The following is a 22314-nucleotide window of genomic DNA, read 5'->3' on the forward strand; positions in this document are numbered from 1 at the left end:
ATGTGAATTTATGGATTGAATTATTTAAAACAAACCGGAATAATTTCTCCTTTTGCCAAACAATATTTTTCTACTAATTCAGGTGCAATTTTATTGGTGTAATCTTCTTCAATTACTTTGAAACCGATACTTCGTAATTTATCAAAATAATCGCGTCCATAAATGCGTACGTGATCGTATTGACCAAAGATTTTAGCGCGTTCTTTTTGATCCGTAATAGTATCATCGGCAAAAGTGGTGGCTCTGGATAAATCCTGTGGAATTTGTAAAATAGCCATTCCTCCCGGTTTCAAAACCCGATACAATTCCTGCATGGCTTTTGTATCATCCGGAATGTGTTCTAAAACGTGATTACACAAAATTACGTCATATTGATTGTCCTGAAAAGGCAAATCACAAATGTCAGCCTTTACATCAGCAAGAGGTGAAAATAAATCGGTTGTGGTGTAATCTAGGTTTTTCTGGTTTCGAAATAACTTATAAAAAGCTTGTTCCGGTGCAAAGTGCAAAACTTTTAATGCTGAATTTGTTTCAGCATCTCCTAATTTAATTTTTTTAGTATTCGTAAAAGAAGAATCTGAAACTAGTTCAGATTTAAAAAAATCGGTTTCTTCATTTAAATACAACCATAACAATCGGTGTCTTTCCAATGAAAGTGTACTTGGTGAAAGCACGTTGTTACGTTGTGTTTCGTAGCCATAAGGCAACATCGATTTGAAACTTTTTCCGTCAATAGGATCAGTGAATTTTGTTCCTTTTAAAGTAAATGCAATGATAGGTCGCGCTACATAACTCAGCCTTATTAATAAAGGACGGGGAATAGTATTGAGTATTAATTTAAAAAGTTTTTTCATGTTTGTTTAGAAAGTTTCGCTTCTGTAAATTTAGATTTTCTTATAGGACCTTAAATGACTTATGTGTTTAACTTTTTTTGAACCATATAAGTCAATTAAGGTCATGTAATTTATTTTTAATTGCTAAGTTTTTTACAAGACCAGCGGCACTTTTCTAAACTCATCCTCTTCATTACTCACAATTCCTAATGCTTTATAGACGTAGGCAAAAGTAGATAGAATCTCTGGTTTTCCATCAATAATAGCAACATCATGCTCGAAATGGGCGGATGGTTTTCCATCAGCGGTTGTGATAGTCCAGCCGTCTTTGTGTTGTTTGATGTTTCTAGTTCCTTGGTTGATCATTGGTTCAATAGCGACCACCATGCCTTCTACAAAAAGTTTTCCTCTTCCTTTTTTGCCATAATTAGGCATTTCAGGGTCTTCGTGCATTTTTTGACCCACGCCGTGACCTACAAGTTCCCGAACGACGCCGTAACCGTGTGCTTCGGTATATTTTTGGATTGCATTTCCTACGTCCTCAACACGATTTCCTAATCGGAGTTCGCGGATTCCTATGTATAATGATTCCTTAGTAATTTGCAATAATTTTTTAGTTTCTGGTGTCACTTCACCTATTTCAAACGAGTACGCGTGATCGCCATGGTATCCGTTTTTGTAAGCGCCACAATCCACAGAGATGACATCGCCACTTTCTAATGGTTTGTTATTTGGAATACCATGGACTACTTGTGAGTTTGGACTCATACAAAGCGAGTTTGGGAATCCGTATAAACCTAGAAAACTAGGTTCTGCACCATGGTCACGAATGAATTCTTCCGCTAATTTATCCAGATATAAAGTGGTAACTCCTTCTTTTATTTCAGAAGCAATCATTCCTAATGTTTTTGATACTATTAACGCACTTTCACGCATTAATTCTATTTCTTCACGGGATTTTACAATAATCATAATTTCGAATTTTCAGAGTGCAAAAATACAATTTTATAAATTAGTTAATCCGGATTAGCCATTATTTTAAAAAGTTCTGAATTGGAAATGTAAAATCGGTTCTCCAAGGCTATTTTTGAAAGACGTGCAATCACTAAATTATTCTCTCGAATATTGATTAAAAATAAGGAGCTTTCGCCAAAAGAAAACAAGCGTTCTTCTGAATTTAACATCGTGAGATTGTCTTGAACCAACCCTTTAATTAGTTCTTTTTGCCTCAAAAGCGATTCAATTTCCATTTTCTGGGCATTGATTTTATTAGTCAACTGCACTTTTTCTAGATCCAATGCAAATTCGGTTTCCTGTACCTTAAACTTCGCTAATTTCAAACTTCCGCGTTCTTTTCGCAGGAACAACGGGAAGTAAAAATCTAATCCAATTTTATAATCCTGAAATTGGTAATTATCAATATAGCTCGGTTCTGATATATAAGAATATCCTACGTCAATCTTTGGTAAAAGCATGTTGGCTTTTAACTTTTTTTCCACGTTTAGCATATCAATTTTACTTTGCAGGGCATTGATTTTTGGATGGTTGGTAATAGAGAAATCAGAGTTTAGCAAATTATTCGTTTTTAAACTTTCTTGTATTGTGAATTCCAGTTGTATTTCGGGAATCAGTTCGTCAGATAATTCAAGTGGAATGTTATTTTCTAACCAAAGGAAATTAGACAGTTCTAATTTGGCTTTAGCCAATTTAAGCTCAGAATCTTCTAAGTTTAATATTCGGTTTTTTACAATAATCCCAGCTTCAACGCTATCGATTGACGGTTTGTCTCCTTGCTGGATTAGTGCCCGTATTCCTTTGAACCTTATTTGTGCATTACTATTGTACTCTTCATACAATTGCACTTCGTTGAAATTTCTCTTCCAATTAAAATACGCCAAAGAGGCATCATACAATATCGCAATAGCTTGCAATTTTCGTTCTGCCTGACTGAGTTGCATTTGCATTTTTGCTTTTCGAACATCAGCCATTCTTTGATTAATAAATAGCCCTTGGCCTAGCGGCACTGTGATGCCAAGCGAGGTTAATCCTTGATTAGGAACTGTGTTTTCAGGATTTAGATAAATGCCCTCATTGTTGTCAAAGCCTGCCTTAATTTCGATTCCATACCAGGTAGGAATTTTGAAACTGCTGTTTAAAATTGAATAATATTCTTTATCCTTGAATTGTTTTTGGCTAAAGTCGACCTCGATTTTTGGATCAAATCCACCTCGCGCCATCATCAAGTTAGCTTGTGATTTACTGATTTCTAAATTGGCAGTTTTTACCAGTGGATGATATTTCTTGACATACCCTAGAAACTCAGTGTAGGTAAATTCTTTTGAGGGACTATTTTGCGCTGTGACAGCAAACCCAAAGAATAAAAACGCTAAAAATACATGTTTCATTACTTCTTTTCTTTTGTGGTTTTAGGAGCGGGTTTGTAATAATTTGGTGGAAATCCGTTTAAAGTTCTCCATAATTCAAACCACACAGGAACGTTGTTTAGCAAGGCGATAGTTTGTGCACCTGCTCCTATGCTCAGCTGCTTAGGCCACTGATCTTCATTTTTGTCAGGTGCTATTAATACGCGGTATTTACCGTTATCACTTATGAAATTTTCAATGGCAACAATTTCGCCACCAAAAGTTCCATAGGACATATTTGGCCAGCCCGAAAATACGATAGTAGGCCAACCATCAAACCAAACTCTGACTTTTTCGCCTTTAATTAACAAAGGCAAATCAATTGGATTCACAAAAGTTTCTACAGCAATGTCATAATCGGAGGGCATGATGGTTGCTATGGGTGTTCCTTCCTTAATGGTCTCTCCAATACCGGATTGAATGGCTCTATTGACATAGCCGTTTTGTGATGCTTTAATGTAATACATTCCATTTCTAATGCTATAATTTGCGTATTGATTTTGGAGTTTATTCACTTGGGCGTCCGTATCGAATTGACTGCTTAACGCGGTAAATTTATCACTATTGGCTTTTGAAACTTTCTCTGCATACTCAGCGCTTATTCTGTTTATTTCAACTTTAGCATTGATTAATTCGTTTTTACTAGTTAAAAATTTGTTTTCCTGAGTAATAATTTTGGCTTCTACTTCCTGTAATTTCAGTCTTTTTTCCTCAATATCCGTCAGTGGTTTTAACCCTTCTTTATTCAATGTAACGGAACGATTGTATTGCGTGTTCGCTATTTTTAGCTGTGTTTTTACAGCAACTAAATCCATACTATCACTCTTTATTTTTAAAAATGATTGTTTGATTTTGTTTTGTCCTTGTTCCAGTTTTAGGACTTTTTCCCTTTCGATGGCTTGAATCTGTCCCGTTAAAGTACTTACCTTAGACCCATAAGATTGCAAAGATTGTTTTTTGGCATCTATTTGGTTTTTGGTGTTTTGTACTAAGTTTGGATCCAAGTAATCCTCTTTTATTTCCGAGATAAATACAATGGTGTCTCCTTTTTTGACAAAATCACCTTCTTGCACATACCATTTTTCAAGTCTACCAGAGATTACACTTTGAATTGATTGTGGTCTTTGGTCTGGTTGTAATGTGGTGACGCTTCCAGTTCCGGAAATATTTTGTGTCCAAGGCAGAAATAGTCCCACTACAGCCACAATGGATACACCTGCTATTATTTTATTTAAAATTTTATAATGAGGTCTGTTCGTTAGGTTTTTAACAGTGTCGTAGCGGTCAAGAGGCTGCAGTTTTGTTTTGTTATTAGATATGTTTAGCATGGCTAATTATTTTTTAAATCAAGTTGAATTGCCCCATTTTGCATGGTGATGCTGCGAGTACATTTAGTTTTCCAATAAGGATTCTTCGAAGAAACGATGATCGTCCATTTGTGTTTATCCGAAGTGATGAAGTCAATAATTTGATTCGCCACTTTGTCATCCATCTTATCAGTTGGATCTTCGTAGAACAGTACTTTGGGATTGTGGAGTATACTGCGTGCTAACAATACTTTTTGAGCATTAGAAGAGGATAATTGTTTTCCTTCCGGAAAAATATGGGTCTCGAGACCTTTTGGCAATGATTTAATGAAGGATGAAAGTTGGACTCCGTCAAGAACTGCTTTTAAATTTTCAGTTTTTACAGCAGTGTCATTGAAAGTTATATTGTCTAATAGTGTTCCTTCAAATGGGGTTTCGCCGCAGATAATACTTCCAATTTGAGAACGGTACTGTTTCAGGTTTATTTTATTGAAGGTGTCATCATTAATAAAAAAAGATCCAGATGTGGGTTGTAATAAACCAGATAATATTCGAATGAGTGTCGTTTTTCCAGAGCCATTTTCTCCTTCGATTGCAATTCTTTCACCTTGCTGGATCTTCAATGTTAAGGTGTTTAATATGTGTCCAGGGGAGTCAGGGAATTTGAAGGTGAGGTTTTCTGTTTCTAATGAAATGTTGGCATAACACATATCACCTTTAAAAGTCGCTTCCTCTTCTAATTCTAGATCTGTTACTTGCCCTATTTTTTCAATTGAAGTAAGTACGTCGTAGAATGTTTCCAATCCAACTATTATTTTTTCGACCGAATTGATCACCATTAAAATAATGATTTCTGCAGCCACAAATTGTCCTATATTCATTTGCTGTGACAATACTAAAAAACCACCCATCGATAATAAACTCGCAGTAATAATCATTTTAAAAATAATCAATTGTGTGAATTGACTTTTGATTACATTAAAATGTTTTTCTCTATTAGTTAAATAATCTGCAACTAGATTATTGTTTTTTTGCAAGCCGTAATTATAGTTGAGGTCATTTTTAAAACTAAAATTGTTTCGCGCCATTTCTTGCAACCATCCAGCTACTTTGTATTTAAATTTAGATTCTTTTAAGCTAGTTTCAAGTCCAGATTTAAAAGAGAATTTGAATATAAAATATAAAAGGAAAAACAATAAAATGCCAAACATTATAAAATAAGGGTGATACAAGGACAATAGAATCAAACCGAAGACTATTTGTAATAATGCTGCCGAGAAATCGATTAATAGCTTTGAGGTTCCTTTTTGAATGGTCATCGTATCAAAAAAACGATTGGCTAATTCTGGAGGGTAGCTGTTGTATAACTCCTCCATTTTTATTTTTGGCAAACGAGCAGCAAATTCAAATGAAGAGCGAACAAATATTTTTTGTTGCAAGTTTTCTGTAATTCGCAATTGCATGAGCGATAAAACTCCAGTTAATGCAACGCCAAAGACTACCAAAACAATTAAAACGATCCATGAAGCGCTAACTCTTCCTGATTGGATCAAGTTTGTTATTGCTTGAATTCCTAGTGGCAACGATAGGCTGATTAATCCTGCAAAAATGGCATAGAAAAATATTTGATAAACATCTTTTCTGTCTAAAGCGAGTAGGTTGTAAAATCTTTGTAATGGCGTTTTTTTCATTGTATATTATTTTGTAATTCTTTGAACTAAATCAATGTAGAAATCAGTGGGTGAAATAGTTTCATTACAATTGGTTATTGTTTTTAAATGATTCTTTAAAAAATGTTGATGCAAGGCGCCTTCCACGATGGAGGAAGCTAAGCTTTTGGCAAATTTATAATCAGGATTTACTGCTACTATCATATCAGCAATTCTATTTATGATACTTTTATAAACAAGGAAAACACCTTCCTTATTTTCTTCATCAACTTCCTTGGTTAAAATTGTTTTGGTAAACTCTGAAATTATAATTTTATTTAAAATACCTTCGTCTATATGTGCGGTAGACGAATTATCCTCTATTTTCTCTGTTACGATGGTAATTGCTTTTTTTAATTTTTCTAACGGAACGAGTAGATTATTTGTTGCTAAAACTAATCTATATTCTATCCAACCCCAATACCAAGAAGATAAATATAACATTAATTTATGTTTACTTTCAAAATACCGATAAATCGAACTTTCATTCGAACCGATGCATTCACCTAATTTTTTAAAAGTAAAGCTTTCAAAACCAATTTGGTCAATCATTAAGATACTATGTTTAATGATTTTCTTGCCTAAAGGGGAAGTTTCAGGATTCTTTACATAAAGGGTGTCGTTGACCGTGATTATAATGTTTGATAAAATAGAGTTCATATGTGCTAATTTTAGTAAGATACTGCAGGTTGGAAATTCGCTATAATTTTTTGTTACTGACGATAAAGTCAAGTGCAATTAAAAATTAAAATACTCATTTATATTTCTCTATTACAAATTAATTTTCAAACCAAAGTTTAAATTCTTCATATCTTGAAGTTCTGGTTTTATTTTGTTATCCTTTAAATCTAAATACTTTAAGTGGTCTAATGGTTTTAATACAGGTATCGTTTTAAAGTCATTTTTGTTCAAGTACAGGTATTCTAGGTTTTTAAAAGCTAAAATTTCACTTGGAAGTGATTTTAATTGGTCGTTTTCTAAGTGCAACGATTTTAAATTGGGTAATTTAGCTAAGATATTGAGTGTCTTGGGTAGGTTCATGTTTTTTTCATCATTTAAAAAAATCTCTTCTAATTTAGTCAAATTTGAAAACTCGCTTGGTAATTTGCTAAAATCATTTCCGCTCAAATCAATTATTTTTAATGATTTTAGTCGTGTAATTCCTGTTGGGATCTCTTTTAAATGATCGTTTTTAAGATTAAGATATTCGAGGTTAATAAACTTTGACCAATCAATATCCGTTAGTTTTAGGGTTTGATTACTCAAGTTAAGTTTAAAAATCATTTCAGGGTTTTTTAAGGCCTCTTCAAGATTATTATATTCTTTATTGCGATCAAACTTAATTTGACCAAACAGTGCATTTGTACCAACAAGTAAAAATGCCAAAATTAAGCTCTTTTTCATTTTCTATATTTTTTATATTGGTGTCAAAATTAATAGCAAAATTAATAGCAATACTATTGACAATGAAATTTTAACTTTTATTTATAAAAAAAGCCACTCAATTTAGAATGGCTTTTAAATTTGCTAAAATTTATTTTGTTTAAAGAAGCGAATGACAGGTCATAACTTCCGGTTTTTCTACGCCCATCAACTCCAAGATGGTTGGTGCAATATCACCCAAAACGCCATCGTGAATGGTTCTTATTTCTTTGTCTACCAAAATGATTGGAACTGGATTTGTCGTATGTGCTGTATTTGGACTTCCATCAGGATTAATCATTGTTTCACAATTTCCATGATCCGCGATTACGATAGTAGTATAGTTGTTTTCTAGTGCAGCTGTAATCACTTTTTCTACGCATTTGTCAACCGCTTCGCACGCTTGTATCGCAGCGTTCATGATTCCAGTATGTCCTACCATGTCCCCATTAGCAAAATTAAGACAAACAAAATCAGCTTCCCCTTTATAGAGTTCGGGAATAAGTGCGTCGGTCAATTCAAAGGCACTCATTTCCGGTTGTAAATCATAAGTGGCTACCTTTGGAGAGTTTTTTAGAATGCGGCTTTCGCCAATAAAAGGCTGCTCTCTTCCTCCAGAAAAGAAGAAAGTAACGTGTGGATATTTTTCTGTTTCGGCAATACGAATTTGCTTTTTGTGGGCTTTTTCTAAAACCTCTCCAAGTGTTTCTGTTATGTTGTCTTTGTTGTAAACGACTTTTACGTTTTGGTACGTTTCGTCATAGTTGGTCAACGTGACGTAATATAAATTGAGTTTGTGCATGTTTTGCTCATGACAATCTATTTGCGTCAATACTTCAGTTAATTCTCTTCCTCTATCTGTTCTGAAATTAAAGAAAATTACCACGTCATCTTCTTCAATTGTGGCTACTGGTTGGTCATATTCATCCACCACAACTGTTGGGTGAATAAATTCATCGGTTACATTGACTTCATAACTTTCTTCAATACTAGCCACTGCATTCGTTGAATGGGTTCCAATTCCGTTTACCAATAAATCGTAAGCCAGTTTTACTCTTTCCCAACGTCTGTCTCGATCCATTGCATAATAGCGTCCTATTACCGAAGCCAGTTTTACACTAGTAGTGGCTATATAATCTAGTAAATCTTGAATGTAATGTTTTCCAGATTTTGGATCTACGTCACGACCGTCAGTGAAGGCGTGTATGAATACTTTTTGTAAACCGTGTTGTTGTGTAGCGTCAATCAAACCTCTTAAATGAGACGTGTGAGAGTGTACGCCACCATCAGATACTAGACCTAAAAAGTGAACTTTCTTGTTGTTTATTTTTGCATACGTGAAGGCATCAACTAAAACTTGCTCTTTAGAGAGTGTATCGTGCGCAACAGCAAGGTTAATTTTGGCTAAATCTTGATATACGATTCGCCCCGCACCAAGATTCATGTGGCCCACTTCACTATTTCCCATTTGTCCCTCAGGTAGTCCAACATTTAAACCGTCTGTTCGAAGTTGAGCGCTGGGATAATTTCTGTATAAACTGTTAATAAAAGGTACGTTAGCATTATCGATAGCAGAAACCTTTGGGTCAGGAGATTTACCCCAACCGTCCAAAATCATAAGAATTACTTTTTTATTCATTGCAAATTTATTTTAAGCAAAGATAAAGTATTTCTAAAAATCTTCAAGAGAATCAAAATCACTATTATAGATTCAGAGGCTAAGCATAACAAATAATGATGATTTGGTTGTGGATGGTTCTGTTTTTTAAAATTAATGCATTTAGAATTTATTTTTAACCTCATTGTAATCGATGAAATACCGCACACTTATGGAGAAAACATGGTTTAATGCTTCATTCGTGAGAAGGTTCGTAACATTATTCGTGAATTCTTTATTAATATTCCTTTCAAAGGCCCCCGCATTATTTCGATATAAAACCGATACTTGGCTCCCTGGCGCAAACCACCAAGTATAGGACAAGTCTGCATTCCAAGAATAAAAACTTGAGTTTTTATTTGCGGTGTATCCGGTAAAATCTACTAATCTTCCGTTTTGTTCTAGGGATAAAGCATTTTTGTTTTCAGCATACGACCAGTAATGACGCAGTGCAATGTTAAAGGTCATTTGGCTGTTCAATGCGTACTTCCCAGAAAGTGTATTGGAATACGTTATTACATTTCTATTCGCAAAGACGATTGTGTTTGGCGTAGCTGCATTCATATCGTCATTGATGCTGTCAATATATCCTTTATTATTGTTTTGTCTGAAAAAATTGAAGTTGTAGTTTAGGGATAATTTATCGCTAAATCGGTACCGTGGACCAACGGAAAAACCGTAAGAATTTCGACCAGCCTCATCAAAAACGGCATAGGATGGATTAAAATCAATCGCAAAAGGATTGTTGTAATTAGTAGAAATATAAATAAATCCGCCAATTTTAGTGGGTCTGATAACAAATCGATTCGTTGCTCTTGGTTCGTAATAATCATAGGTTTCTATGGGATTAGCGTCCATTCCTAATCCGAAATAATGATTTTTTTTGTCATTTGAGTTAATCTGAATGTTAATATTATTGGATTGAATTTTACCCGTTTCTTTTTGAAATTGAGAGTAAGCGTTTATTCTAGCATTAAAAGAGTTGAAATACTTGGTTGGATTCAAAATTCTATAACTTGAATTGCCATAAATACTGTAATAATTAGTTTCGAAATTAATACCCAAATCGTTATTGTCAAAATCCCTAGTGGTAATATCTGCACCAACTCCATAGCGGAATTTTCCGCTCGTTTCTGAGAAGTTCAATTGGGAATTAATCCCTTTTTTAGCTTCAATACTATTAACATAACTGTACTTGAAATCACCAGCAAGATTGTACGTGTTTTTCTTGGTATTCAAATCCCAAACTAGTGCAGTCACATTTCCATCGCGAAAACTTCCATTTCGAGTCACATTAGTATTTACAAACGCGATGGAGGAATTTTTGCGAAAGCGTTGGTCTAAAACTAAAACATTGTAATTGGCGAGTGGCTCTACTACTTCTTTTCTAGTTTGTTGTGTACTCTTATTGAAAATGGTTGCGAAAGTTTTTTCAGTGACCGCATTTAAAATCCCAACTCCTAATCCGTTTTTAGTCCTTCCTGATACTTTTAAAGCATTGATAAGATTAACACTTGCAGGATTGTCAATAATTTCTTCATTCGCTTCAGGGCTTGGATAATTAATTGGGTTTCCACCAATTCGTCTTGAATAAACTAAATTCCCTTTGCTAAACAAGTCTGTTCCTTCAGTAAAAAAGGGTCTGTTTTCGTTGAATTGTTGCTCAAATGGGCCTAAGTTCAGGATTTGATCATCGTATTTTGTTTGGCCAAAATCAGGAATAAGAATCATATCTAGCGTAAAAGCGTCGTTTATTCCATATTTTAAATCCAAACCGCCTTTAAGTGTTCCGTACGTTTTTTGTGCTGCATTTGCATTTACGTAAAAAGAAGAATACGGCAAAAGAAAGAGTCTGGTAGGGGGTTTTATATTTTCAATTCCTTCTAAAATACCGGTTTGTTGGGTAAAGGTTCCCAGTTTTGAATCAATGAAATTCCAAGTATATTTAAAACGGTCTCGTCTTATTTCTCTAAAAAAATTAAGGCCCCAAGTTTGTTTTTTTTCTGCTGAAAAACGCAATGCAGCATAAGGAATACGCATTTCTACAACCCAACCTTTATCAGTAATCACTGCTTTGCTTTTCCAAACAGCATCCCAGGAATAATCCTCTCCATTGGAATCAGTCGTAATACAATCAGCCTGGCCATCGGCGGCATTTACAAAAAATTGAAAATCTTGCTGTCCGTCATTAAAACCATTGATAAAAACACCAAAAAGATCAGATGTTCCAAAATTATCCCTTTGGGTGATTTCTTTCAGAATTTTTTCAGGATTTTCATCGTTTAGTAAGGCACCAATATAAATTGCATCATTGTCATATAATACTCTAATTTCAGTTTTCTTATTTTCGGGAATTGGTTTGCCATTATCAGGCTCAAACATGATAAAATCAGAAGCTATCGCAGCTGATTGCCAGATTGGTTCCTCTAGTTTTCCATCAATTTCGATTTTTTCCGAAATGAATTTAGTTTGGAGTACTTTTTTTTGGCTGAAGCCAATAAAGGATAGTAAGAGAAAACAAAATAGAAATTGATTTTTCATGAAGCGATTGATTGATTGATAATTGATTGCTATAATATAAAAACCAAAATAGCTTCAAGGCAGCAAACGCCATTTCACTCCAAAGGTTGCCTTAATAGACTTCATTTTTAATGGAATGTTACAGTTTAATATAAAAAATTTAAAATTTGTTCTTAACAGAATTGTAGTCAATAAAATAGCGAATGCTAATAGAAAGCACATTGGTAAGGTCGCTATTAAAGATGTTTTTAATGTTTTTTGATAAATCTTTTTCGACTACACTAGCTCTTTCTAATCCATAGCTACGATATAAAATCGAGATTTCGCTTCCAGGAGCAAACCACCAAGAATAGGATAAATCGAAATTCCATGAATTGAAATTACGGTCTTTGTTCAAGGTATAAGTGTTGTTTGGAGTTAAATAACCACTGTTTTGAAGCGTCAAAAAGTCGTGATTTTTAGAATACGACCAATAGTATCGAGCCGTTAAATTGATAGTCATTTTATTGTTCAACGAATATTTACCAATAAGATCATTTTGAAGGATTTCACGATTGCGTTCTGCAAATACAACTCCAGAATCGTCAAAGGCAACCCAACCGCGATCATTGTTCATTTTTGTGTATTCAGCTGCGTACGCTAACGAAAATTTGTCGTTGAAACGGTATTTTGGGCCGAGATAAAAACCATAACTATTTCGGCCTTTCTCATTGTATTTTGTGAACGTAGGTTGTACAATTATTGTAAAAGGATGATTATCATTGGAAGTAAAATTGAGTATGGTAATAATTTTTTCTGGAACAAATACATATTTTCCATATTCACGCGGTTCGTAAAAATCGAATGTTTCCAAAGGTGAAATTTCGAGTAATAATTCCAATGTGTCATTGTCTAACGTTGTTGCTTTTATTTCAGTTCCAAAAGCACCTGTTTGTAATTTTTTAGAAGTGTTGTCTACTTCAAAATTTACGTATTCGTTTATCCTGAAAGTATTGAAAACTTTAGTTGGATTTACTATTCTATAGCTTCCATGAGCATATCCATTGTGATAATTCGAATAAAAATTTATTCCTAAATCATTGACATCATAGTTTTCAGACACATATTTCCCGGAAAATCCATACCGATATTTTCCGCTTGTTTTCTCCATTCCTATTTCTGTTTTAAATCCATCATAATCATGAATAGTATTGATGGTATTGTATTTAAAGTCGCCGTATAAATTGTAGGTGTTCGCTTTAGTGTTTAAATCAAATAATAGTGCTGAAACATTTGCATCTCTAAATTCTCCGTTTCTAGTAGTGTTGGCATTGACGAAGGTAACAGAGGAGTTTTGATTGAATCGTTGGTCCAGAACAAACATATTATAATTTGTTAATGGTTCAATCACTTCCTTTCGGACTTGGCCATTAGCCGTATTCATAATTGTAGCCTTAGTTTTTTCAGTAACGGCATTCAAAAATCCAATTCCTAACCCTTTTTCAGTTCGTCCTGATATTTTTATAGCATTGATTAAATTGACGGTGCTGGGATAATTCGTAATTTCTTCCTGCTCGGTAATAGTTGGCTCTGTGCTGGGAGCGCCGCCAATTCTACGGGAATAGAACAAACTACCTTTGCTAAATAAATCCGTTCCCTCGGTAAAAAAAGGTCTGTTTTCTTCAAATCTTTGTTCAAAAGGCAATAGGTTTAAAATAGCATTATCAAATTTTGTCTGTCCAAAATCAGGGACTAAAATTGCATCTAATGTAAAGGAATCGTTGATGCCGTATTTTAGATCTAATCCCGCTTTGAAAGTTCTGTCAGAGCCAATGTCACTTTCTTGGTAGTACGCTGATGTATACGGGATAAGAAAAAGTCGGGTGGGTGTTTGTATGCTTTCAATTCCTTCTAGGATTCCAGCTTGGGGTATTATCGCTCCAATTTTAGTGTCTATGCGATTCCAAGTGTATTTCTGCACATCCCGCTTGATTTCCCGCATGAAGTTCAATCCCCAGGTTTGTTTTTCGGCTTTGGAAAATCGTAAAGCGGCATAAGGAATCTTCATTTCAACGGCCCAGCCAAATTCCGTAATCGCTACTTCACTATCCCAGATGGCATCCCAAGTAAAATCCTCATAATCTTCCGTGGCTAAACAATCCATTTGGACGCCTGCAGCACTAACAAAAAAACGAAAATCTTGCTGACCATCGTTAAATCCATTGATGTAAACGGAGAAATGGTCGGAAACCCCAAAAACATCTCTATTTGTTATCTCTCTCTGGATTTTATCGGGTTCATTATCGTACAGTATGGCCGATATGTAAATGGCGTCGTTGTCATACAATATTTTTACTTCTGTTTTTTTATCAGTACTGATCGGTTTGCCATTATCAGGTTCGAACATGATGAAATCCGAGGCGATAGCGGCTGATTCCCAAATTCTCTCATTCATTTTACCGTCGATTGTTATGTTTTCTGAGGTGGATTTTGCCTGCAGTGTCTTTTTTTGGCTGTAAATTTCAAAACTGAAGAAAATTAAAAAAAAGAGAGTAGTAAAATATAATTTTGACATAAATTGGGATTGAATGTAAACGAAAGTAATAAAATTAACATAGAAATTGCCTTTTTTATGATTATTCACTCAATAATTAATCCTAGTTTGCGTTATTAGAAGACTAAACTTTTGTTAAAGGCACTAAGTTTGATAAATTTAACTGTACGTTTGCAACCCGAATTAATCTGTAACTTAAAGAAAATCAATGATTTATACGACACTTCTTACTATTTTATTTATGCTTTTTTCTTTTAGCCCAAGTGCTGCAATTTCTCCTGAACCAAAGATTAGTGCCTCAATTGCTTATGCCGAAAAGCTAGAGCCAACTGTTGATACTAAAATCGAAATGGCGTACCATAATTTACATTCTAGTACATATTCATTACCAAAATTAGAAAGTTTCACGGAGGCTTTGAAAGGATATTATACCTTGAAAGAAAAAGGATTGATAAAAAAAGAAATTCTAACGTTAATCGATTTTAGTTTATCTTCTAATACTAAAAGACTTTGGGTTATTGATTTAGCCACTGGCGATATATTGTTTCATTCTCTTGTTGCGCATGGAAGAAATACTGGAGAAGAATTTGCTTCTAATTTTTCAAATGCTTCAGAATCTTTTAAAAGTAGCCTAGGGTTTTATTCAACAGGTGAAATTTATAGTGGTAAACATGGAATGTCACTTAGACTAGATGGTTTAGAAAAAGGAGTAAATGATAATGCAAGAGCAAGAGGCGTGGTAATGCATGCAGCAGATTATGTTTCTAATTCATTTATCAAAAACAACCACAGATTAGGTAGAAGCCAAGGTTGCCCAGCTGTTCCAGCTGAGTTATCTAAGGAAATTATCAGTGCCATAAAAGATAAATCCTGTTTCTTTATTTATCATCCTTCAAGAGTGTCAAAATTTGGAACAAAATCAATTTCTTAATTTATTGTACAAATTAGCGTCAAGATTGTAAATGTCATCCCTGAAAATTAAGTTGTTGTTCTCGCTCCAAGCGGTCCAATATAATAGATGGATAGCCACCTCTTTTTTGATTTTGACAAATTTAGTTCTTTCTTTTTGAAGCGTTTCTGTGATTTTTTCTAAGTTCCAAGAAACTGGATCATGGAGTAAATATTCAGTTAATTCTAAAGGATTTTCTACTCTGACACAGCCAGAGCTTAAAGAACGGTCTATCTTTTCAAAATAATCCCTATGATTTGTGTCGTGTAAGTATACTGAAAAGCGATTAGGAAAAATAAGTTTCACCATGCCTAGCGAGTTAAAAGTACCTGGACTTTGTACATAACGATACGTATTCGCTTGAGATAACTGCCATTCGTAAGGACTTACAAATCTTCCTGTAGCATCATAAACCTTAATGTTCGATTGTGTCAAATACTCTCGGCTCCTCAAAATGGCAGGAATAACATCCTCTCTTAGAATAGTTGGTGGAACTGTCCAAGTTGGGTTAAAAACCACTTGAGTTAAGGTAGACGACAATATGGGAGTTTTTCTTTTAGTTCTTCCCACGATTACTCTGTGGGTTCTCAGCGTATCTTTGTTTTTAACGAGTAACAACTTGTAATCGGGAATGTTGATGATAATATATTCGTTTCCCATTTGTTTGGGAAACCATTTCCAGCGTTCCAGATTAGCCAGTATTTGTTGTGTGCGTTGGGTTTTAGAAAAATTAAGTGAAGCAATGGTTCCGGCTCCAATTTTTGCATCGGCGGCTAAACCGTGGCGACTTTGAAATCTTTTTAAGGCCGTAACCATTTCTTGATCATAAATAGGGGTAAGGCTATCATTAGGTTGCATGTCTTTCCAATAAATCAATCTTTTTTTGATGTCAATGATGGAGGCAGTGGTGTCTTTTGGGGTTATTATTTTTGTAAATTTTATCGATTTGAAGTTGTCTTTTGGGAAATTGTTTAAGAGCTGAAGTGCTTTTTTTAATCTTTTGTAAACGATATGATTCGGTTTTAATTGCTCTATTTCATAAGTCAATGAATCGCTGTTAAGCAATTGGACTACTGTAGTGTTAAGGTCAATGTAGTTTTCTTTTAAATCCCAATTTTTATATAGTTTTCTTGGATTTACAGTTCCGTTTGTAAGGTGTGCAATGTATTTTTGCAAACTTGAAGTTAGTAAAATATCATATTTCGCCAAACCTAAAGAGTCGAGAGAGCGCGCTTTTTTTTCAAAATCAAATAACGATTTGAGGTTGTAATCTTCTGGTTGTAATCCTTCCTCATCTGATCGGCTAAGTTCCTCGAGTATTATTTTTCTCTTTTCTTCTGATTGCCAAACGGTTCTGTAATTTGTTGCTTTATAAAAATTGGAGAGCACTTTGTTATTGAATGAAAGTAACAAAGTAGAGTCGATATTGGTTGGTTTTCCTTCAGGTTGAATAAGCAACATGGGGATTTCTTTTTTTAAAACTACAGCACTTTTTAGTGTTTCTTTTTTACAACTAAAGAAGGAGATCAGCAGTAAAATTATAAATAAATTTTTCATTGCTTAGTTTTTTTAGCTTGGTAAAAGGGTTTCAAATTTCTTTCCCTTCAATAAAATAGTCTTTTTGTGAGGCAACTTTTTTTTGTAATTCTAACTGCTTTCCTTAGGGTTTGTGACTTCATGAAACAGGGTATATCTTGATTGTATTATTTTTTCTATTTACATATCATTAATACTCTCGGCCCTTTTCTTTTTGCTTGAAACCATGATTCCCCACATTTGTTCTTGTTTTTCCATGGTAAACAATTCATTTTAGCTCCAATTATAGTATGCGAAGCGATAAGATTGAGTGCAAAATAAAATCCAACATGAAGGGTTGTCTCTAAAGTATCACTATTAAATCACGAATTTTCTATCGGATTTTGAACCGTAAGACAAAGTTGATGTACTTGAAATGCATCCAAAGTGACTGTTTTTTGCTGTTTTGAATTAATTTTTAAATATTTTTTTTTGTGTACTATAAAGGTATAATATTTTCATATTAAATTCTTTATGATTTGATTTCCCTTTTTAAAAAAAGAGGCTAGGAGTCAGATTGAGACTTTTTGGGAAATAAATTTGCATTCAAGCAAACTTATTAAGTATATTTGCACCGTTGTTAATGCGAAAGTAGCTCAGTTGGTAGAGCTCCAGCCTTCCAAGCTGGTTGTCGCGAGTTCGAGCCTCGTCTTTCGCTCTAAACTTTAAATTTTTTTTGAAGTTTCTTTACTGTTATAATGCGAAAGTAGCTCAGTTGGTAGAGCTCCAGCCTTCCAAGCTGGTTGTCGCGAGTTCGAGCCTCGTCTTTCGCTCTAAAACCTCAAAATTTTTTTGAGGTTTTTTATTTTAAGGTTGTGCGAGAAGTTTATCCCGTGAACGAACAGATACGGAAAGCCTCGTCTTTCGCTCTTCAAAGCCAAAACTTAATTGTTTTGGCTTTTTTTTTATTCTATTATTTTATAAAACTTAAATCCGTTCCACTTTCTAATTCCACAGGAGTTTGATTTTGTCTAAACAGTCGGGCAGTCAAATTTCCTTTCAGGGTAGTGGAATCTCCTTTTACATCCAGCCAGCTTCCTTCTCTAAGTCCTAGAACTGGCAATGAATTAAAGGCATGAAACTCTTTTATTCTGGTTTCACGAGTTTCACCCATGTGTTTTGAATTTGTATCTGGATCTAAATAATGAGGATTCAAATTAAACGGAACTACTCCCAAAGTTTGAAAACTTGGAGGATATACAATAGGCATATCATTAGTAGTTTGCATTGTGAGCCCACAAATATTACTTCCTGCACTAGTTCCCAGATACGGTGTACCGTTTTTTATTACTTGTGAAAGAATTGCCATAACATTGTTTTTGTGTAATTGAGATACCAGTACAAAGGTATTTCCGCCTCCCGTAAAAATTCCTTCTGCGCTTTTTACAGCTAATGCAGCATCTTCAAACTCATGAATTCCTATCACTTTTTTATTAATTTTGGCGAAAGCCAATGCAACACTATTGGTATATTCTTCATGCGAAATACCACCTGGTCTTGCATAAGGAATAAAAAGAATGGTCGAACAGTTTTTAAAATGTAATTGTAATTCAGGCAATAAATACGCCAGATAATCCTCGTTTGCGAGTGTTGAGGTACTTGCGATTAGTATGTTTTTCATTTTTGTGAATAATTTGTGCTAAAGGTATTAAATCAGTCTTTTTTATTTCTAATTTTTAATTAACATTTTTTTACCAACTCATTAGTAGTTATTTTAGATTGCATTAAGATACTTTTACAAAGGGTCAATAACCGCCTTCAGACAAATGCTTAAAATTGTTTATTTATTTCTGGTTTTTGCAGCGACAAATGTGTTCGCACAACAAAAGTCTCCACAGCAATTGAATGGAAAAGTTACTGCTGATGCTGCCGTTTTAGAAGGTGTTTATGTGCTTAATAAAAAAACAGATAAGGTTACAATTACAAGTCAAAATGGTGATTTCAATATACAAGCAGCCGTTGGTGACACTTTATTGTTTAGAGCAGCACAATTTAACGAAACCAAAATGAGATTGACTCCAAAAGATTTTGAGCAAGGAATACTTCGGGTAAAAATGATACCCACAATAAATGAATTGCGCGAAGTTGTAGTGAGAAACGACATTAATGCAACAGCAATAGGAATAATTCCAAAGGGGCAAAAGTCATACTCACCAGCAGAACGAAAGTTATATACTGCTAGTGATCTTAATGCCTCTGCAACTGCTGGAACTATGATGGGAGGGTCTGTTTCGGCTGATCCATTATTAAATTGGATTTCGGGAAGAACGAAAATGTTGAAAAAAGAAGTTGAGGTAGAAAAGAAAGAATTTTATATACAACAATTAGAGAACCTTTTTACGATTGACTATTTTGTGCATAAATTGAAAATCCCGTCAGAGTATGTCAAAGGATTTGAGTATTACAGTGTTGAAAATGAACAATTTGTAGCGGTTCTGAAGTCTAAAAATGTAACAATGGCTGGTTTTTTATTAGGAGAATTAGCGTTTAAGTACAAACAAATAATTGCCAGTGAAAATTAAACATACACTACAGTTGTTCCTCTTTTTGTTGGTGCAAGTTACTTTTGGACAAACAGAAGCAGTAAAAGAGATTCATGGAAAAATTAGTGCTGATTCTGCATCCGTGGATCGCATTAATATTGTGAATTTAACAGCAGAAAAAACAACAATTTCAGATGCAAATGGGTTTTTTAAAATCCCCGTTAAAGCAGGAGATATTTTGGTGTTTACTGCCGTTAATCTAGAATCTGTTCGCAGAAAAATGAGCCAGCAGGATCTGGAACAAGAAGTTTTTACTTTGCAAATGGTTTCCAAAAGTATTATTTTGAAAGAGGTTGTCATTAACGAGTCGGCTATTTCAGCGGAGAGTTTAGGAATTATTCCTTATGGCCAAAAAAAATATACAGCTGCGGAGCGGAAATTATATACAGCAACTTCTGGTGGAGGAATCGATGGATTACTGAATACTATATCTGGGCGAAAAGCCATGCTGAAAAAAGAAATTATCGTTGAAAAAAAAGAGCAGCTTTTGGCTAGAATTGACGTCCTTTTTGAGGATAACTATTATACCGAAACTTTAAAAATACCCGCCGATTACATCAAGGGATTTCAATATTTTTGTATTGAAGATTCTGATTTTGCAAATGCATTAAGAGCAAAAAACAAGACTTTAACGATGTATTTAATTGTAAAATTAGCTGAAAATTATAACGAGATCATTGTTAGTGAAAATAAGTAAAGTTTTTACGTTCTTTTTATCTTTCGTTTGCCAAATATCTTTTGGACAAACCGCCGATGAAAAGCTACTTCATGGGAAAATTACAGTTGATTCTATAGGTGTCAATGGAATTACTATCTTAAATTTAACAAGTGGTAATACCTCTTTAACAAATAATGACGGTACTTTTTCTATTTTGGCAAAAGCCAATGATATACTTGTTTTTAAAGAGGTAAATTTTAAAACCTATGAAAAAAAGATTAGCAGCAATGATATAATACGCAATCGATTGGTAATACACATGCAGGCTAAAACGAATGAATTGAAGGAAGTGATTGTTAAGAACAAGCATATTTCGGTATTTTCATTAGGTATTGTAGCTAAAGAACCTGTAAATTATAATCCCGCAGAAAGGCATTTGAAGACCGCAGGAGATTTCAAAGCAATCATGTTATTGGGTATATTGGCTGGTGGAATGCCTTTAGATCCACTTATCAATAAGATTAATGGTAGAACGAAACGGCTTAAGAAATTAGTTGTCGTAGAGAAAAAAGAAATGAATATACAATTGATTTCAGAATTGTATCATCAGGAATATTTCACGCTACAATTAAAGATAGCTGCGGAATATGTAAATGGGTTCAAGTATTTTGTAGTAGAAAACGAAAATTTTGTCAAAGTTTTACATTCTAAAAATGAACAAAAAACTTCATTTTTTTTGATAGCTTTGGCAGAAGAATATAAAACTTTATTGCAAAGTAAAAACTAACATAACTAACAATACCAAGATGAAAACTAAAATAGTACTACTTTGTTTGATTTTCTTTAGCCAATTCACCTTTGGTCAAAATGGAAACAGGAAATCTTTACACGGTCAATTTACAAATGAATCCACATTGGTAGACAACGGATATGTTTTTAATTTGAACTCTAAAACCCGAACTTTCATTAGCAACCAAGGTTTTTTTGATATTTTGGCTAAAGCCAAAGACACGCTGCTAGTCTCAAGCCCTGCTTTCAAGTCTAAGAAAATTGTGCTTCAGGACAAAGATTTTATAAAACCTTTGTTTGTAGTCTTATTAGAAGCACAAACGACGCTGCTAAAAGAAGTAATTGTGAAAGGAAAAACAGATATAAAACCCGCCATAGGAAATTCTCAAGGAATTGTAGATATCGAATTCATTGACGATGCAAAATCGTCGCCAATAAATAGAACGATGCCATCAAATGGAACTATTGAAAACGGAATGGATTTTGTTAGGATTTTCAAAATGGTTTCTAAAGTATTTAAAAAAGATGTGGCGGTAAAAGAAGGACCAAATGCTCTAGTGGATTTTTCGGATGTTGTTTCGAAAGGATTAGATCGTTATTTTTTTACCAATACCTTGAAGTTGAAAAGCGAAGAAATTGCACTATTTCTTGATTATTGCGAGAATGATCCAAAATCAAGAACCCTACTTAATCAGCAAGATGAATTCATGCTGATTGATTTTTTAATCACCAAGAATGAAGAGTTTAAAAGAATTACTACTTTTGAAAAATGAAATCGCCATGATTCCAGAATACAAATAAGATTGAAGAATGGCGATACCATTTTCCCGTAAAAAACAAATAGAATCTTCGAATGAAAAAAACAATATTAATTACTTTTTTTGGCCTATTATTTCTAACATTAACCTCATTTACGGCACATAAATTTTATGTTGCACTGTATCAAGTTAATTATGCGCCGGAAAAGAAAATGCTCCAGATAACGACTCGTATATTTGTAGATGATTTAAACACCTCTATTGGGAAAAAGTACCAAAAGAAAATTAATCTAGGATCAGAAAAGGAAACAGATGAAGATTTAATTTTTTTTAAAAAATACTTTAACGAAAAATTCAATATTAAAGTTAATGGTCAGGTCAAGCCAATTCATTTCAAAAGCAAAGAGATGGAGGGCGATGTGCTTATTTGTTACTTTAGTATTAAGGAAATTCAAAAAATAAATTCCATTGAAATCTATAATGCAGTAATCACTGAAGGGAACTCAGAGCAGCAAAACATTATGCACTTTACTGTTATGGGTGTTAAAAACACGTTGCTCTTTACGGAGTCAACTTCCAAGGGAGTGTTAAAATATTAATAAATTTAGATAGATCTACTTAAAATTATTATTTTCACC

At 34.0% G+C, this 22314-nt stretch carries 18 protein-coding genes and 2 tRNA genes; 8 read left to right on the plus strand and 12 right to left on the minus strand.

Translation table 11 applies throughout. The features are described from left to right. Positions 1 to 20: 20 nt before the first annotated feature. The 10 genes from BLS90_RS01890 to BLS90_RS01935 all read right to left on the minus strand — a co-directional run bounded on the left by BLS90_RS01890 (position 21) and on the right by BLS90_RS01935 (position 14305). Entirely contained in the window at positions 21 to 854 is an 834-nt protein-coding gene (locus BLS90_RS01890; RefSeq protein WP_091254479.1) for a class I SAM-dependent methyltransferase, read from the minus strand. A gap of 132 nt (positions 855 to 986) precedes the next feature. After that, positions 987 to 1805 (minus strand): type I methionyl aminopeptidase, encoded by an 819-nt coding sequence (gene map, locus BLS90_RS01895; RefSeq protein ID WP_091254482.1) that lies wholly within the window; start codon positions 1803 to 1805, stop codon positions 987 to 989. A gap of 44 nt (positions 1806 to 1849) precedes the next feature. After that, positions 1850 to 3238: a TolC family protein gene (locus BLS90_RS01900; RefSeq protein ID WP_091254486.1), complete on the minus strand. Its 1389-nt coding sequence runs from the start codon at positions 3236 to 3238 to the stop codon at positions 1850 to 1852. Then, a complete protein-coding gene (locus tag BLS90_RS01905; protein WP_091254490.1) occupies positions 3238 to 4584 on the minus strand; it encodes an HlyD family secretion protein in 1347 nt (448 codons plus the stop codon). Before BLS90_RS01905 ends, BLS90_RS01900 begins: the two co-directional genes overlap by 1 nt. Positions 4585 to 4586: 2 nt before the next feature. Continuing rightward, positions 4587 to 6254 (minus strand): peptidase domain-containing ABC transporter, encoded by a 1668-nt coding sequence (locus tag BLS90_RS01910; RefSeq protein WP_091254493.1) that lies wholly within the window; start codon positions 6252 to 6254, stop codon positions 4587 to 4589. Positions 6255 to 6260: 6 nt separating this feature from the next. Beyond that, on the minus strand, positions 6261 to 6932 hold the full coding sequence (locus BLS90_RS01915; RefSeq protein ID WP_091254496.1) for a TetR/AcrR family transcriptional regulator: 672 nt from the start codon (positions 6930 to 6932) through the stop codon (positions 6261 to 6263). Between the two features lie 111 nt (positions 6933 to 7043). Beyond that, positions 7044 to 7676: a leucine-rich repeat domain-containing protein gene (locus BLS90_RS01920; protein WP_091254499.1), complete on the minus strand. Its 633-nt coding sequence runs from the start codon at positions 7674 to 7676 to the stop codon at positions 7044 to 7046. A gap of 139 nt (positions 7677 to 7815) precedes the next feature. Next, positions 7816 to 9333: a 2,3-bisphosphoglycerate-independent phosphoglycerate mutase gene (gene gpmI / locus BLS90_RS01925; RefSeq protein WP_091254503.1), complete on the minus strand. Its 1518-nt coding sequence runs from the start codon at positions 9331 to 9333 to the stop codon at positions 7816 to 7818. A gap of 141 nt (positions 9334 to 9474) precedes the next feature. Beyond that, positions 9475 to 11892 (minus strand): DUF5916 domain-containing protein, encoded by a 2418-nt coding sequence (locus BLS90_RS01930; protein ID WP_091254506.1) that lies wholly within the window; start codon positions 11890 to 11892, stop codon positions 9475 to 9477. Between the two features lie 139 nt (positions 11893 to 12031). Then, positions 12032 to 14305 carry a DUF5916 domain-containing protein gene (locus BLS90_RS01935; RefSeq protein ID WP_245705022.1) on the minus strand — a complete coding sequence of 758 codons (2274 nt, stop codon included), beginning with the start codon at positions 14303 to 14305 and terminating at the stop codon, positions 12032 to 12034. 307 nt (positions 14306 to 14612) lie between these two features. On the opposite strand from BLS90_RS01935, the gene BLS90_RS01940 reads away from it, so the two are divergent. Then, the gene (locus BLS90_RS01940; protein ID WP_091254512.1) at positions 14613 to 15335 is read left to right on the plus strand and encodes a murein L,D-transpeptidase catalytic domain family protein; all 723 of its coding nucleotides are present in this window, start codon (positions 14613 to 14615) and stop codon (positions 15333 to 15335) included. Here the strand turns inward: BLS90_RS01940 and BLS90_RS01945 are convergent. Continuing rightward, a complete protein-coding gene (locus BLS90_RS01945) occupies positions 15324 to 16910 on the minus strand; it encodes a L,D-transpeptidase family protein (RefSeq protein ID WP_091254516.1) in 1587 nt (528 codons plus the stop codon). The genes BLS90_RS01940 and BLS90_RS01945 overlap by 12 nt on opposite strands. A 603-nt stretch (positions 16911 to 17513) precedes the next feature. On the opposite strand from BLS90_RS01945, the gene BLS90_RS01950 reads away from it, so the two are divergent. After that, positions 17514 to 17586: transfer RNA gene (locus BLS90_RS01950), tRNA-Gly, on the plus strand. 42 nt (positions 17587 to 17628) lie between these two features. After that, positions 17629 to 17701: transfer RNA gene (locus BLS90_RS01955), tRNA-Gly, on the plus strand. Between the two features lie 140 nt (positions 17702 to 17841). Here the strand turns inward: BLS90_RS01955 and pepE are convergent. Continuing rightward, positions 17842 to 18549 carry a dipeptidase PepE gene (gene pepE, locus BLS90_RS01960; protein WP_091254519.1) on the minus strand — a complete coding sequence of 236 codons (708 nt, stop codon included), beginning with the start codon at positions 18547 to 18549 and terminating at the stop codon, positions 17842 to 17844. Between the two features lie 145 nt (positions 18550 to 18694). On the opposite strand from pepE, the gene BLS90_RS01965 reads away from it, so the two are divergent. The 5 genes from BLS90_RS01965 to BLS90_RS01985 all read left to right on the plus strand — a co-directional run bounded on the left by BLS90_RS01965 (position 18695) and on the right by BLS90_RS01985 (position 22275). Then, complete coding sequence (locus BLS90_RS01965; protein WP_091254523.1) at positions 18695 to 19450, plus strand: hypothetical protein; 756 nt, start codon at positions 18695 to 18697, stop codon at positions 19448 to 19450. Then, complete coding sequence (locus tag BLS90_RS01970) at positions 19440 to 20168, plus strand: hypothetical protein (RefSeq protein WP_245705023.1); 729 nt, start codon at positions 19440 to 19442, stop codon at positions 20166 to 20168. Before BLS90_RS01965 ends, BLS90_RS01970 begins: the two co-directional genes overlap by 11 nt. Beyond that, the gene (locus BLS90_RS01975; RefSeq protein ID WP_139171370.1) at positions 20155 to 20916 is read left to right on the plus strand and encodes a peptidase associated/transthyretin-like domain-containing protein; all 762 of its coding nucleotides are present in this window, start codon (positions 20155 to 20157) and stop codon (positions 20914 to 20916) included. The genes BLS90_RS01970 and BLS90_RS01975 overlap by 14 nt, the downstream gene beginning before the upstream one ends. Before the next feature lie 19 nt (positions 20917 to 20935). Continuing rightward, a complete protein-coding gene (locus tag BLS90_RS01980) occupies positions 20936 to 21691 on the plus strand; it encodes a hypothetical protein (RefSeq protein ID WP_245705024.1) in 756 nt (251 codons plus the stop codon). A gap of 80 nt (positions 21692 to 21771) precedes the next feature. Then, positions 21772 to 22275, plus strand: a complete 504-nt coding sequence (locus BLS90_RS01985; protein ID WP_091254530.1) for a DUF6702 family protein — start codon at positions 21772 to 21774, stop codon at positions 22273 to 22275. Positions 22276 to 22314: the final 39 nt, after the last annotated feature.

It is taken from the genome of Flavobacterium omnivorum (assembly GCF_900099915.1).
GTDB lineage: Bacteria > Bacteroidota > Bacteroidia > Flavobacteriales > Flavobacteriaceae > Flavobacterium > Flavobacterium omnivorum.